The sequence below is a fragment of the Methanobacterium sp. SMA-27 genome (assembly GCF_000744455.1).
GTDB lineage: Archaea > Methanobacteriota > Methanobacteria > Methanobacteriales > Methanobacteriaceae > Methanobacterium_B.
In genome coordinates, this window is the sequence record NZ_JQLY01000001.1 from 968,192 (window position 1) to 983,014 (window position 14,823).

At 27.4% G+C, this 14,823-nt stretch carries 14 protein-coding genes; 12 read left to right on the forward strand and 2 right to left on the reverse strand.

Going from position 1 to position 14,823, the window contains the following annotated elements; all coding sequences use genetic code 11:
* Positions 1-68 precede the first annotated feature (68 nt).
* The 11 genes from DL91_RS12825 (at position 69) to DL91_RS04980 (ending at position 12,401) form a co-directional block, all read left to right on the forward strand.
* Complete coding sequence (locus DL91_RS12825; protein WP_052374199.1) at positions 69-929, forward strand: nuclease-related domain-containing protein; 861 nt, start codon at positions 69-71, stop codon at positions 927-929.
* Positions 930-1,207: 278 nt separating this feature from the next.
* A complete protein-coding gene (locus tag DL91_RS04940) occupies positions 1,208-1,390 on the forward strand; it encodes a ribbon-helix-helix domain-containing protein (protein WP_048190492.1) in 183 nt (60 codons plus the stop codon).
* A gap of 191 nt (positions 1,391-1,581) precedes the next feature.
* Entirely contained in the window at positions 1,582-2,241 is a 660-nt protein-coding gene (locus DL91_RS04945) for a hypothetical protein (RefSeq protein WP_048190493.1), read from the forward strand.
* Positions 2,242-2,550: 309 nt separating this feature from the next.
* Positions 2,551-3,333: a hypothetical protein gene (locus DL91_RS04950; protein ID WP_048190494.1), complete on the forward strand. Its 783-nt coding sequence runs from the start codon at positions 2,551-2,553 to the stop codon at positions 3,331-3,333.
* A 196-nt stretch (positions 3,334-3,529) separates the two neighbouring features.
* Positions 3,530-3,604, forward strand: a complete 75-nt coding sequence (locus tag DL91_RS14525) for an SHOCT domain-containing protein (protein WP_081882682.1) — start codon at positions 3,530-3,532, stop codon at positions 3,602-3,604.
* 157 nt (positions 3,605-3,761) lie between these two features.
* A complete protein-coding gene (locus DL91_RS12830) occupies positions 3,762-4,826 on the forward strand; it encodes an endonuclease NucS domain-containing protein (protein WP_197050601.1) in 1,065 nt (354 codons plus the stop codon).
* Between the two features lie 233 nt (positions 4,827-5,059).
* Positions 5,060-6,835 carry an ATP-dependent endonuclease gene (locus DL91_RS04960; RefSeq protein ID WP_048190495.1) on the forward strand — a complete coding sequence of 592 codons (1,776 nt, stop codon included), beginning with the start codon at positions 5,060-5,062 and terminating at the stop codon, positions 6,833-6,835.
* Positions 6,836-6,858: 23 nt separating this feature from the next.
* On the forward strand, positions 6,859-8,640 hold the full coding sequence (locus DL91_RS04965; RefSeq protein ID WP_048190496.1) for an ATP-dependent helicase: 1,782 nt from the start codon (positions 6,859-6,861) through the stop codon (positions 8,638-8,640).
* A gap of 388 nt (positions 8,641-9,028) precedes the next feature.
* Complete coding sequence (locus tag DL91_RS04970) at positions 9,029-9,904, forward strand: hypothetical protein (protein WP_048190497.1); 876 nt, start codon at positions 9,029-9,031, stop codon at positions 9,902-9,904.
* Positions 9,905-10,092: 188 nt separating this feature from the next.
* Positions 10,093-10,641, forward strand: coding sequence for an EVE domain-containing protein (locus DL91_RS04975; protein ID WP_048190498.1), 549 nt, complete (start codon positions 10,093-10,095; stop codon positions 10,639-10,641).
* 488 nt (positions 10,642-11,129) lie between these two features.
* Positions 11,130-12,401, forward strand: a complete 1,272-nt coding sequence (locus DL91_RS04980; RefSeq protein ID WP_052374202.1) for a hypothetical protein — start codon at positions 11,130-11,132, stop codon at positions 12,399-12,401.
* A 182-nt stretch (positions 12,402-12,583) separates the two neighbouring features.
* Here the strand turns inward: DL91_RS04980 and DL91_RS04985 are convergent, their stop codons facing one another.
* Positions 12,584-13,156 (reverse strand): hypothetical protein, encoded by a 573-nt coding sequence (locus DL91_RS04985; RefSeq protein WP_048190499.1) that lies wholly within the window; start codon positions 13,154-13,156, stop codon positions 12,584-12,586.
* A 105-nt stretch (positions 13,157-13,261) separates the two neighbouring features.
* Between DL91_RS04985 and DL91_RS04990 the strand changes: the two genes are divergently transcribed.
* On the forward strand, positions 13,262-14,143 hold the full coding sequence (locus DL91_RS04990) for a hypothetical protein (RefSeq protein ID WP_048190500.1): 882 nt from the start codon (positions 13,262-13,264) through the stop codon (positions 14,141-14,143).
* Positions 14,144-14,422: 279 nt separating this feature from the next.
* Here the strand turns inward: DL91_RS04990 and DL91_RS04995 are convergent, their stop codons facing one another.
* Entirely contained in the window at positions 14,423-14,761 is a 339-nt protein-coding gene (locus DL91_RS04995; protein ID WP_048190501.1) for a hypothetical protein, read from the reverse strand.
* Between the last annotated feature and the right edge of the window lie 62 nt (positions 14,762-14,823).

The following is a 14,823-nucleotide window of genomic DNA, read 5'->3' on the forward strand; positions in this document are numbered from 1 at the left end:
GAATATATAAAGAAATTATAATGACTTATTAAAGTAGATTTTTTTTGTTTGGGGGGAGTTGTTTTTAAATGGGCTATTTGATCTGTGATAAATGTGAGGGAAATTATGAGCTTCAACCTGGAGAATCTCCGGATGATTTTGATCTCACATGTAATTGTGGTGGAAAATTAAAGGTTCATAACAGCTTTGATGATTATTATGATGAAAATACTATACCCCACAGAGAGAGCATAGTTGGAGCTAAAGGCTATGCTCAAAAAATGCGCTCTGAATACGATAGCATGATCATTTTGGGGGCAATTTTAAGTTTAATTGGTATAGTTGGATTAATAATAAGCCCTTTGTCAATTATTATATTATTTATAGGTGCTGGACTGGCTGTTAGTGGTTATAATAAAGGTAAAACATGGAATAAAGGAATAAAAGGAGAAAACATAGTTTCAGAATATTTAAAACAATTACCGGATGATTATTTTATTTTTAATGATGTTAAGTTTCCTGGAAGCTATGGAAATCTTGATCATATTGTAATAGGCACTAATGGAATTTTTGTAATAGAAACTAAAAATATCAAAGGTTTTTACATAGTCAAAGGCAATCAATGGTTTTATAATAAAAGAAAAGCACTCAGTCAACCTGGAAAACAAGTAATAAGTAATGTTGTATCTTTAAAAAAATTTTTAATTGACAAAGACATTAATATGGATAAAGTTTGGGTTAATGGTATTGTTACACTTCTGAATAATAATTTTAAGATAGAACAAAAGCCAAAGTACTATAATATTTTATTCCCCTCTACTATACCTGAATTTATTCTGAATTATAATAAAAAGAGTGCTAAAATGGATATTACTATTCTTAAAGAAGTAGCTTATTTAATTGGGCCTCATTCTAAAGAATTATCATATATTGAATCTTCAACGAGATGATACCAAGTATATCTATCAGTGTCCTCATTTGGATTATACTTCCATAGGTCAATATCCTAATTCTTTCTAATTTGATTAAATAATTAGATTTGTATTCTGTTTTCAAGGGTTCCAGATTCTATGATAGAATCTGAATTAAATATACCCTAAGTAAATATACAAATAAATATACTACTTCTTTAAATTCCTATATTACGAAGTTTAAAAAATATTTAAAAAACTTTAATAAATATCCATAAACTTTTATAACAATCTAAATATACTATATAAGTGAAACCATGCCAGAAACAAAAATTAGAGGCAGACCCAAAGCAAAAGCGAAAATGGAACAAATAACTATAAAGCTACCTCCAGGGATGATAGATGAGTTAAGGGATTTATCAGGAAAGAGCTACAATCCCATGAGTTACCATATTCGCCAGGCAATAGTAGAATATTTAGAAAAAAATAATAAAAAATAACATTTAGGTTTTGGCTGTGATAGTAAACAATATTATCTTAAAGTTTAACTGAAATATTAATGGGGCTTTATTTTGGATTAAAAATGTAGCAATTCAGGTAATAAATTAAATGTTTGATAAATTTTAAAAAAGTAAGAGATAATGAGTCTTAAATTAAGTTTATAGTCTTTTATTAGATTACAGGTGATTAAATGGGTTATTTAATTTGCGGTAAATGCAAGAGTTACTATAAACTACAATCGGGTGAGTCTGCAAACGATTTTGTTGATTACTGTGATTGTGGCGGTAAATTAAGATATGTTGAAAATTTGGATATTGTTGATCCAAATTGGAAACAAGTCCCAATCAGGAAAAAAAGTACAAAAAGAGAAATTCTAAGAAACAAAATACAATCAGTGCTTTCTGTCCGAAATGTGAATCTAAAAACCCGCTTGGTTCAATTTTGGAATAACTGCGGAAAACGAACCCAAAATGCCCAAAATTGGAATAAAAATTATAAAACTCCTTATGAGATGGAAACAGGCTTTATAAATTCTATAAAAAATGAGCTTAATTTCGATAATATTCGATGGACTTTAATAATACCTGTAGCAATGGCAATAACTATAATATTAACCATTACACAAGGTATTCTAACTCTATTAATTTTCATAATGTTAGCAGCTGTTGGTTACCTATTCAAAGACCAAATAATTGGAACTAAAAATGCTATAGTTACTGGTGCTATTTCTTTCTTTTTAGGAAGTCTCCTTACAGGCACATTTCTCTATTTAATACCATTAACCATATTAGGAGCTATTAATGGAGCTGTTTGCGGATGGATAGGGGGATACATAAAAACAAAAATATGATTAATCTCGTTAAATCCCCATAAACCCTTTTTTTGACTTAATTAGAACATAATCCTGGTATTGTTGATATAAAGGTCATGAATTGATATCTTTAATAAATAAAAATCTGGATACTACCTTTTAGAATTAATAATAGCTTGAAAAACATAAATAGAAGATATAATATTGGAATGATTATTGTATAAATTAAAGAGAATTTCGATTAACTTTGTTTTTTTTTATTTTTTTATTGTGAATTTTTATGCCCGAATATATTTATTATGTGAAATATAAAAAATTATTATCTTACTTAAATTTGGGGAATTGTTAATGAACGAAAAAAGTGTTGTTGGGGATTTAATCAATTTTAGGGGTTTGGTGTATAGTCCCATGAATGAAAATGGGGTTATTTTTCTTTTTGGTAAAGTAATGGATGAACTGAATATGTATGTAGAAGAAATTAAACCCGGTTTTCCAGATTGTATTGGAAGGCGTTTTAATGGTAAAGGTTGGGAAAGAATTCGGATTGAATTTGAATATGTTAGTAGTAACTTTAAATTACATAAACACGATCCCAAAAAATGTGATATGATAATATGTTGGGAACATGATTGGGATGATTGTAAATTAGAAGTGATAGAACTCAAAGATTTTATTAAAAATCTTAAGGATATAACAATTAAAAGACCAGCTGAAGACTTAGAGGATGAAAAAGAGTTGGAGATAGTAACTGATGAATTTGATGTTAACGAATTACATAAATTTAAAGAAAGTAATTATGATGTTGTAAAAATATTAAAAAAACTAGATTATAACTTGAAGGGTATAAATGAAAAAATATGGTCAAAAATCGGGAAAAGTGGCATATCGTATTATTCACCTGAAAGAGTCTTCATTTCTGCTTTCCCGCAACCTGATAAAATTTTATTATATATCTTTGTAGGTAATGGAAATATTGTTGGAATTGATAAAACCAGGTTAAAAACAATGGCTAAATATGGAGTAGCGGAAATTAAAGATGAATCAGAGATAGATAAGTTATCGAACGCCTTTAAAATTTCTCATAAAAATATTATGAAAGCCATAAAGAACAACGAGCCATTAAACGCTTAATAATTATTCAAACTTGATTTTAGGTTTATCAGAAGACTAGGCAATGAAATAAGTTATCCACAAGTTGCTTCTAAGTTGAGACTTCACCTCTGTTTATAGATGAAATTAAAAGCACTATAGAAAAGAAAATGAGAGAATATAGAAATCAAAAAAACTTCAAAATAACAATAACTCATTAAATGACTTAGAAAAATTAATGGAACTCAAAAATAAAGGTATTATTAATGATGAAGAGTTTGAAGCTAAGAAAAAGCAGATTTTAGGGTTATAAAAATTGATTTTAACTTTCATTTGGAATAGTATATCTTTTATATTTATTATCACCTAAACTTTTCAAAATACCATAAATTTATTTAAATAATTCAATTATTTATTAACGCATGAAGTAACAAATATTTTATTAATTGGAGGTGTTTGAGGTGATTATGTTGATTAATAAAGATTTAGAAGTTGAAGAGATAATTGATGAGTCTGAATTTTCTAAATTTGGGATTGAGGAACGAAAACATATGGAAGAATGGATTACAAAATATCCTCAAATCTTAGGTGAAGAGTTACTAACTATCACTACTGAATATGACAAGTTTGATAAAACCAGTAACAGATTAGACATATTAGCAGTAGATAAAAAAGGAAAAATAGTAGTTATTGAATTAAAGAGGGATGTTGCTGATAGATTTGTTGATTTACAAGCTATCCATTATGCATCTTATTGTTCTAACTTGAATTTAGAACAAGTAGTGGATATGATGGCTGAATATAAAGATGAGTCTAAGGAGGATATGGAATCTGAACTAAAAGAATTTATTTCTAATGAAGATTTTGAAGATTTTGACAATCAACCGAGAATTATGTTAGTCGCAAATGATTTCCGAGAAGAAACTTTAGCAGCAGTATTATGGTTAAGAGGCAATGATATCGACCTAACTTGTATAAAACTTGAACCATACAAGATTGAAAATAAAATAGCAATTAAGCCAGAAATTATCATGCCATTACCTGAAGCTAAAGACTTCATAATACAAGTAGAACAAAAAAGTAAATCCTTCACAAAAAAATATCAAAGAAGGATATCATTAGAAGAATTTTTAAAATCTTTAGATCAACAAAATAAAGAATTTTTTGAAGATTTAATAGAATTTGTTAATGAGAATGACTTAAAAATTAATATGGGTACCGTAGGATTTTCAGTGAATGTTAAATTAAATGGAGAACCAGTAAGTATATTTGAATGTTATCCTCCACAGAACAAAAAAAGAAATGGTATAATAATCACTTATACTAGTATATTAAACAAAGTTAAAGACGCTGAATCTGTAATAGAACTATACAAAGGATTAAATAGCTTTGCTAAAAATACTGGAAAAGGTTTCATATGGAATATAAATACAAATGAAGACAGGGAACATTTACAAGAATTCAAAGAAGTTATCCTAAATATTATAAAAAAAATTGAGATGAATGGACTATCAGACAATAAGTTACTCATTTGAATATTAATCATAATGAAATAACAATTTTTGTTTGAATACATTCTAAAATTATAAATTAAACAGTTTTATCCATCAATTTATAATTTTCAATTTTTTTAGGACTCGAATCCCTTACGATAAATTGAATATAGTTGGAATAAGAAGGGGCGGTCATATTCAATTTTATTAAGAAAATAAAAAGTAATTTATCAATAATTTATTTAAGCTTAGATAATAAAGTAATAACGGTTTTTATGTATCTGGAAAAATTAATAATTAAGAATTTTCGTGCAATAGAAAGATTAGAACTTGATTTTGATAAAGGACTAAATATTCTTATCGGAGAAAATAACTCCGGAAAAACTGCTGTTATTGATGCTTTAAGATTATGCTTAGGAGATTTTAAGCAACCAAGAGATATTTATTGTTCTCAATCGGATTTTAGAATTGATAAATCTAAAATAGATAAAAAAATACAGAATATTGAGTTTGATTTAATTTTTAAATGTGAAAATGAAATTGAAACAGCTTGGTTTAATAGTCTACATGTTTTAGATGCTAATGGAAATCATAGCCTCCAATTACATTTTAAATTTGAACTCCTTGATTTCAAATCTGATAAAAGAGTAAAGAGAAGTGTATGGGGTGGTAAATACGAAGGAGGAAAAGTTCCTTTTGAAGTACGATCGGCTTTGCGTAATATTTATTTAGGTGCTTTGAGAGATGCGAATAATAAATTAAGACCTACACAGTCTAATATTTTAGGAAATCTTTACTCAAATATCATCATAAATGAAGATAAAGAAGAAAATCAAAAAGAGAAAGAAAAATTACTTCAATTAATCACAGATACTTTAGATGAAGAGGAATGGAGTAGGTTTATTAAAAAAGGTAATGAAAGTATTTTGGAACATTTAAATTACTTATCTTATTTGACACCCGATAAAAAACAAGATGTTAAAATAAGTTTTGCACCTCTTGAATTTGGTAAATTTGTCCAAAAATTAATTATGCAATTACCTGTATATTCCGATGAATCAATTGATGAAAATCACAAACAGCAATTCTTTGAAATATGGCAAAATGGTTTGGGTTTAAATAATTTGATTTATACAGCCACTGTTTTAGGTGATATTAAACAAAAAAATAAGGTTTATAGAGAAGAATATAATTTATTGCTTATTGAAGAACCAGAAGCACATCTTCACCCACAACTTCAAAACACTTTTTTTAATTATTTAAAAGAGCTCGATGAAAATGAATTTCAAATAATCGTTACTTCACACTCACCTACTATTGCTGCTAAAACAGATCTCAATTTATTAACTATTTTACAAAATGATCACAATAATATCTCTTCTACCCAAATTAAAGACCTAAAACTTGAAGATAAAAGTTTAAAATATCTTCAAAAATTTTTAGATGTCACAAAATCACAATTATTTTTTGCAAATGGGGTAATTTTAGTGGAAGGGATTTCAGAAGCCATTCTTATTCCTATTTTCAGTAAAATACTGGCAAAAAAGATATCAGAAAAATATGATATCGAAAGAAATGGTATTGAAGTAGTAAATATTAATGGGGTTGCTTTTGAACATTTTGCAAAGTTATTCAACTCTCAAGATGGAAATAGGTTAAAATGTAGGTGTGCTTTAGTAACGGATGATGATAAGGGTAAGGCCCATGCTGAAGCAAGAATTGAAAAAATAATGGCTTTAGAAAGTGATAATTTGAAACCTTTACTTGGTGAAATAACTTTCGAATATGACCTATTTAAATCTAACAAAGATAGTAAAAAAGTTATTTTAGACGTATTCCATGAAATTCATAGAAATCTTCATTCACAACTGATTCAGATTGAGGATCTTAATGAACAAGCTAAGTTTTTTGCTGAAAAATTAGAAAGTAACGACACCAAATCAGAGTTTGCTTATTTATTAGCAATTGAATTAGAGAAAGGTAAAAATTTACAAAATTTTAAGGTTCCAGATTATATTAAAAAATCGATTCAATTTGTAATTGATGACTAATAATCTTTATTAAAGTGTTTTATATGATTAAACTAACAGAAACGCAAAAAGAGATATGCAAAGCAAAAGATAAATATATTATAGTTAGAGCTTGTCCCGGAAGCGGGAAAACATTTACAGTTGCTGCTAAAATGGCACAATTATTAAAAGATTGGCCATATTCATATCAAGGGGTAGCTGTGATATCATTTACAAATGCTGCATGGGAAGAAATTGAAAAAGAATTAAAAAAATCATTTTATACTAATATCCCAATCAAATATCCTCATTTTTTAGGAACTATTGATAGTTTCATCAATCAATTTATATTTTTTCCATATGGTCATTTAGTCATAAATTGTAAATCTAGACCCGTATTAGCAGGAGAACCTGCATATCCTTGGAAAACTAAGAAAAATGATGGATTCCATAATCAATTTTTTGATAAAATAAGTTATGACATCAACGGAAATCTTTCAAAGATTAAAAAAATTCATGTTAGCCTAGCAATACAAAGCCAATATAATTATGTAAAAAACATGAAAAATAGGCTCTGGAGAAGTGGATTATTTAATCAATCTGATGCTAACTATTTTGCAATGAAAATAATTGATAATTATCCTTCAATTGCTAAATTAATAGCATTAAGATTCCCTTTTATAATAATTGATGAAGCTCAAGATACCTCTGAGATTCAAATGAAAATAATTGATGCTATAACAAATTCTCAATTGGAAAATATAATGTTAGTTGGAGATCCTGATCAAGCCATATTCGAATGGAATTCTGCGAATCCAGACCTATTTAATGAAAAATGTAATCAAGATGGATGGAATTGCATTACTATGAATGAAAGTTTAAGGAGTTCACAAAAAATTTGCAATTTCACTCACTTCTTGACAAAGCTAAAAGAACCTTCCACTTCAATAAATAACGATAAAAATATAGTAAATTTTAAATTTAATCCTGAAATATGGGAGTATAACCCTAATAATAATGATTTTGATGATGAATTAATAAATCCATTTTTGAAAATCTGTGAAGAAAACGAAATCACACTAACTTCATCGAATATTGCAATTTTAGCCAGAAGTAACAATTTGATTGATGAAATAATATTATCACGACAGGATAATATAGAAATTAGTAATTTACCAAGTAATACTCTTGATAGTGTATGGATACAAGAAAATTTTACTAAAGAATTAGCCAAATCAAAATATTTATATGATAAATCAGAATTTCAGAAATCGTTTCAATTACTAGAAAAAACCTATATTAGTTTACTAAGCAACACTCCAGTCTACTCTGATTATAAATTGTCTGAAATAATTAGAAAAATAGGATATTTTGATTTTAAAAATGAAATATTTAATCTTATTAAGTTAATGCCCAAAACTGATGTTTCAATTGGTAAATGGATTGAGAGATTTAATGAAAATTTACATAAGGATGGTAGATTTCTTAATTATATAGATTTAGAAATCAAAAAAGGATATCATGATATGGCTTTTGATGATCTATTCAGTTATAACATAATTGATAATGAGATTCCTTATAATCTAAGCACAATTCATAAAGTAAAAGGCGAAACCTTTGAAGCTGTATTATTAATCCTTAAAAAAGGTAGTGCAGGCCCAATGTATCGTACCCTATTAACTAATAATAAAAAAACTGAGGATCATGAAGAGTTAAAGAATGTTTATGTTGGGATCACAAGACCAAGAAAAATTTTGGTTTTAGCAGTACCATCTGAAGATATAGATATTTGGAAGCAATATTTTTCTAAAACAGCTCAAACATCCTTAGATAATCTTTTTAAATAATATTTGAAGTTTTTTTTAGACTCGAATCCCTCAAAAAAATCTGAATAAAGTTGAAATAAGAAGGGGTGATCCCTCTGATTCATTATTGAATTCTTATAGAATAATTCCCTATAGTTTGAATTAAATTAATAATACTCATTAGTATTCTTAAGCAGTTCAAGTTGCTATTAGTATCTTAATCGTACCTTCAAGTATTTTAATAGACGAACATAATTAATAGAAAATCGGATACAAGGTTATTCAAGTTAGAGTTATATCATATTAACTGCTTTAAAGTTAGGCCAATAATTCTTTTTAACTAAGATTTGTAGACCTACTAAAGATTGAAATTAATTTGGAAACAATATTAGAAAAAAATTATTTAAAATGATCTTAAATGAGGTTTTCTATGAACAAAGATAATTCTCGAGCTATAATTCGAAATGCAGTTGAAATAACCAGACCAACATGGACAGGATTTGATGAACGATGGGATAACTCCGAAAAGGTTTTTATCAGCAGAGCATATGACCAAATGGGCTTTGATGACTGGATTTTTGTTTATTTTTTAGAAAAACATAACATCTATTCAATTGAAAAAATTGGGAGAATATTGGACAATTTAGAATTTGAGAGAAAATACAATAGAAAATTGGCAGGATCATTAGAAGCTCCATTATATGAAGAAATGGAAAAAGGAACTTATGGATCAGAAGGAAAAAGTTTCTATAAGTCTGTGAAAGAGTTCAATGGACGTAAAGGAGCTGCATATTACAAGTTGTTATGGTATATGCTTGTAACATGTAATTATCTCAAAGAAAATTATAATGCTAGTTTCTCAAACTATATCAAAACACAATATGCCAACTATAAAGGTTTAGATTATATATCTGATAATAAATTTCTAGAAATCTCCTCTCAGGAGTGGGAAGACTTCAAACAGGAACATAAACCTTGGACCGAACTTTACGGTGTTGGAATCAACGTTTTTGATTATATTGTAGGAGACATTATAGAACTTAAATTCGTAACCGAATCTTATAAACTTGACGCTGCCAACGAAAGATTCTTAAAAATTACTGGAATAATTCCAAAAAATGAAATGAACCATGAAAATGTAAAAAAATATTTATTAAGCTTTGATTTACCTTACACACTAAGAGAAATAAATAAAGGACTCTACACCTACGCATCAGAACTAGGAAAGGACAAATATGGATACTGCCGAACTCCACAAAAATGTAAAGACTGCTCGGTAAACGATATTTGTGAAAAAAATTTCTAATTGATAATAATCTTAATTAAAGAGTATATATTCCTTTTTTTACTTTTTAATTAATTATTTTATCTAAATTAACTATTAATCTAATAATTATTTTTCTAGTCATTAATATATATTAGTATCTTTAGATATTTTTAGTAGAAAAAGATATCTTTATATAGTATAGATACCAATGTATAGTTGGTGATGATATGAAAACCCAAATAAACCTAAAACTTAATGAAAAAACAATAAAGAAATTAGATAAAAAAGTTGAAGAAGAAGGAAGAACCCGTACAAACATAATTGAAAATATATTAAAAACCTATTTAGGAAAAAATTATTGGTTATGGGTTAATAGTGGGCAAATGGACATTGGAGACGATGAAATAGAAGGAAGCGAAGGATATTGGGACGGATGTCATAAAGATAGTGAAAAAGGAGATAAAGTCTTAATTTATCGTACAAAACCATATAAACATATAAAGTATCTTGCAGAAATTACAGAAGATGCCAAACAAAGTAGCATTACCACCAATAAAGGCATAAAAGAGGGACATAACTGTAGTTTTGTAATCCTAAAATCATTTGAAAATCCACTAGAAATCAGCGAAATGAGAAACTATGAAAGTTTAAAAGAATGGCTACCCCTTAAAGTTAGTTTCATCAGAATGGTTTTTGAAATTCAAGAAAAATATTGGAATACTTTAAGAGACATCATAATAACCAAAAACCCTAATTCAAAGGATCACTTCCGATAAACAACATTTTTTTTTTCTACACACAAATTTTAAAATACTAATAATATCTGTGGTTAAGGCATAAGATAAAAAAAATAATTGAAACTAAATATATCTAATAATTATTAGTTTATTTTTAATTTAGAAATAAAAAAGGACTCTGTTTTAGAAAATAATGATAAATAGGCAGATATTATTTATAATTATAATTATTTATTTATCATTATTATCCATATAAAATTCTTTTTATTTGGTTAACTGTGCAAAACTGATTTAATAATCAGTTTTCTTAATATTTATGTCGAAATTTTCATATTTTTCAGTATATGATATCCGTATATCTCCCATAGGGCTTTATCATGTAGAATTAAGGCCTATAAAAATTTTAGTGAGTTCTAAAGGCTTTAAATAAAATATTTTATTAAGGTGATTTATTTTTATAGCTAACTTCTCAAAATTTTTATATTATTGAAGATTTAAGTTTAATACAAGGATTATTAGGTGTTAACATGCAACAAAATGATTCCAAAAAAACTAGAATTAGTGACAATCCTTCTCATGTAAAAATAAGAAAGCAAATAGAAGATGCAAAGAATTTAATTAATTTTCTTGATAATTTGGGAATAGACACTACAATACTTTCAAAAGAGTATTTAAAATTGGAAGAATTATCTAAAATAGTAATTTATGACATTCATGATAGATTTAATGATCATTTTAGTGAGAAGGGTTGGATTGCATATGAATCTATGAATCAAACCAAGATCATAAAAGCTGTTGAATTTGCTGATGCTAATAAATTTGAAGAAGCTGAAAGACTTTTAATTGAATATTATGATGAAAATATTTTAAAACTTTTTATTTCAAGATTGAGTTTTATCGATGTATTTAAACCACGTGTGGTGCTCATTGAAAAAGCATTTGAAGATCATTTGGAAGAACGTTACCATGCTACAATACCTGTAATTTTAGCTATGATAGATGGAGTAGTCTCTGATTTAAAACCAGGAGATCAAAGAGGGTTTTTTGCTGAAGGGGCTGATGTTGAAGCTTGGGATGCTATCGCGGCGCATGAAAGTGGTCTTAACGCATTACAAAAAGTTATGTCTAAAGTTCGTAAAAAAACACAGACAGAAAAAATTACTTTACCTCTGCGTAATGGTATTATTCATGGACGTGATTTAGGTTATGCAAATAAAACGGTTGCAGTGAAAGTTTGGCATACACTATTCGCTTTAGCTGATGGCATTAGATCCATGAAAGATGAAGAACAAAGAAAATCCACTTCCAATGACACAAGTGAAGAGATGCCAGAAAAAACTTTTTACGAAAACATGGCCAAAATAGAATCTTTTAAACCTAGAAAATTGGATATTGATTATATAAAATCTTTGGATTATGATGAAGAAACCCCTGAAAAAGTATTAGTAGAATTTCTGGATTATTGGTCGAAGGATAAACCCAATTTCTATGAAATGACCAAAAAAATAGATTTAGAAGAAAGAAATTTAAAGCAAATGGTAGGAATTTTAAGAAAAAAAGTCTTTGAGAATAAAAGACTTACTGGATACGAAATTTTAGCTATAAAAGACGAAACAATTGGAGTAACTAATATTGAAGTAAATCTTAATTTTAAAGATGAAAATGGAGAAATATCACCAAATACCACCTTTAAACTATGGTATATTGATTCTAAAGGGAAATTAAATATTAGAGGTACAAAAGGTTGTTCTTGGAAAATTTTAACTGGTTATGGAATAGAAAATGTATTTAATGAATAAATTATTTGTGATTTCTTCTCTAATATGGATATAAAGATTCAATAGTTAGTTAGCTTTCATTAATAACTCTCTTGCTTTTCTAAGTAACGTAATCCAGAAAGATCTATAAATGAGTTTATTTGAACAGGTATACGAATAAATTTGACTAAATTAAAAGGTAACAAATTAAATCTTATAATGAACTACTTGGGTAAATAAAGACCATATAAACTTACTATAATCTGAATTAAAGGCAGTATTGTCCAATTAGCATTTACTCTTAGCCAACCTACAGCATCGTTAATTTTAGATGTATTGATATTATCTTTCTTTAACATTTCTTCAATCATTAATATTCTTTTCTCAACTTCATCTGAGTTGTCATGAATCTCAATGTCTTCGTAAATACTATTAAAAGTTGCTTTTATATCAATACTTTCATCAATTTTGATATCTACATTATTAGAATCTATCACTATGCCTTTACTATTAATTATATTTTGTACATTTATTAGAGGAAATTCTTTATTAAATTCTTCTTTATTCTCAATTAAGTTAATACCACGGTTAGTAATTAACGAAAGAAAAGTTTGGGGTAGCCAGTCTACTTTTACATAACCTTCGCCTTCTAACCATCTAATATTAGATTTAATTTGTTTATAATCTATATCCAATTTTTCTTTTATATGACCTCTATTTACTTTTCTTCCAGGATCATCTTGTTCAAATTCATATAATACTTCTAGAATTTCCCTTCTAATTTCATTATTATCCATTGTTTTGCCCTCCAAATTATTATTATGATAATAAAATTATTATATTTAATTCAAACAATAATATAATATTATACTTAAAAACATTAAATATTTGAATGGGATAAAATGCATGAAAATAAAGTAAAAGAAATTATTTTTACTTATCCTAATATTGGAATATTTCATACATCTGAGAATCGAGATAGCTTGAAAACTCGTTTAATGAGTCTTGAGGATATAAATTCTAAATATAAAACAAGAGACTTTAATTTAATAGAAATGCCCGCTAATTTTCTTAAAAATGATTCAATGGTTAATCCAAAAACTGTTAGTGATTATTATTCCATAGAACAATTAGATGATAATGAATTAAAATATATGTTACATACAGAACCTGTTGAAAACAATAAAAAGCAACTCAAATGGTATGATCCAAGGTGGATGAACCAATTTTTGAAGCATATCTTTAGCATAATAGATTTTTTAGGGATAGAACCCTACGCAATCGAACTTCATCCTGGAACATTTCTAGAAGGCCAAAATAATATTAAAGTATTTTCAGAAGGAATAAATACATTATATACTACATTTTTTGAAAAATACCATAAAAAAGTAATAATTTTTGTAGAAAATAGGATTAGGCAGTTTATAGCCAGTGGAGAAGATTTAAATGAATTTTGGGAATTTTTTTCTACTAAATATCCTCAATTAGCAGATAAAGTTGGAATAGTACTTGATATTCAACAATTATACACAAATTCCAAATTTTTTGGGGAGAGTTTCACTGATGAATTCGATAAAATCCCAAACAACAGCCTATACGGAGTTCATATACACCATAATCATGGAACTCCATCAATAGAAGACGATATCCCTTGGAAATATGTTGCAGATAACTTAGATTCAAAAATTAAATCAGATAGACCTTTTCATGTTTTACCTGAAGTTCATAACCCTACACAAGTAGAAGAAACTTACAACTTTTGTAAAAATATCCTTAATCTTTGAAGAAACAATAAAATAGTTATTTTATGAGTGGCTTTTGATTTTGTAAGATCTTGAAGTAATTGAAACCAAAGGTAAAGGTCTAGTACTCATTATGTTTTAGTAACCTGATGATTAACCTGATGATTATATCATTAAGAAATATTTTTCTTAATCCTATTGGAAGAACAGCTCGCTTGATTTAAAAGTATTAGTATAAGGTAATGTTTACATTATATACTTCATTGATCGTGTTAGGTTCATGATTATTGTATGCGCATTTTTATGATTCCATTAATATTTTTATGTTGTTTCCTCTTCCCATTGCTTTCGGAGTTCGGGACTATTTAAACAAGCATCACAGTAATAAGATTGTTCGCCATTTCGAGGTACTTTGAAAGTCTTTCCACATCTGCGGCAAACTTTGTTAATGTATTTACTTTCTGCGTTTGCTGTTGTAACATTCTGTTTAGGCACCCCAACAGTAGAATTAGTACTATTATTTTGAGATATCAGAGTAGTATTAATGTTATTACTATCACCATTGGAAAAGAAATTTGTCAAAATAAAACCTACTGTAACTCCTAATGCACCTACTAAGACGATACAAGCTACTATTAATATTTTTGTTGTATTATCCACAAAGAATACCCCCTAAACATTACATTATGCTATTTTCTGATGAATTAAAATATAAAGTTCAT

Coding starts and splice junctions, on each gene's coding strand:
- DL91_RS04960 (WP_048190495.1), top strand. CDS start 5,060: ATGTATCTGGAAAAATTAATAATTAAGAATTTTCGTGCAATAGAAAGA.
- DL91_RS04950 (WP_048190494.1), top strand. CDS start 2,551: ATGAACGAAAAAAGTGTTGTTGGGGATTTAATCAATTTTAGGGGTTTG.
- DL91_RS04970 (WP_048190497.1), top strand. CDS start 9,029: ATGAACAAAGATAATTCTCGAGCTATAATTCGAAATGCAGTTGAAATA.
- DL91_RS04965 (WP_048190496.1), top strand. CDS start 6,859: ATGATTAAACTAACAGAAACGCAAAAAGAGATATGCAAAGCAAAAGAT.
- DL91_RS12825 (WP_052374199.1), top strand. CDS start 69: ATGGGCTATTTGATCTGTGATAAATGTGAGGGAAATTATGAGCTTCAA.
- DL91_RS04975 (WP_048190498.1), top strand. CDS start 10,093: ATGAAAACCCAAATAAACCTAAAACTTAATGAAAAAACAATAAAGAAA.
- DL91_RS04945 (WP_048190493.1), top strand. CDS start 1,582: ATGGGTTATTTAATTTGCGGTAAATGCAAGAGTTACTATAAACTACAA.
- DL91_RS04940 (WP_048190492.1), top strand. CDS start 1,208: ATGCCAGAAACAAAAATTAGAGGCAGACCCAAAGCAAAAGCGAAAATG.
- DL91_RS04980 (WP_052374202.1), top strand. CDS start 11,130: ATGCAACAAAATGATTCCAAAAAAACTAGAATTAGTGACAATCCTTCT.
- DL91_RS04985 (WP_048190499.1), bottom strand. CDS start 13,156: ATGGATAATAATGAAATTAGAAGGGAAATTCTAGAAGTATTATATGAA.
- DL91_RS04990 (WP_048190500.1), top strand. CDS start 13,262: ATGCATGAAAATAAAGTAAAAGAAATTATTTTTACTTATCCTAATATT.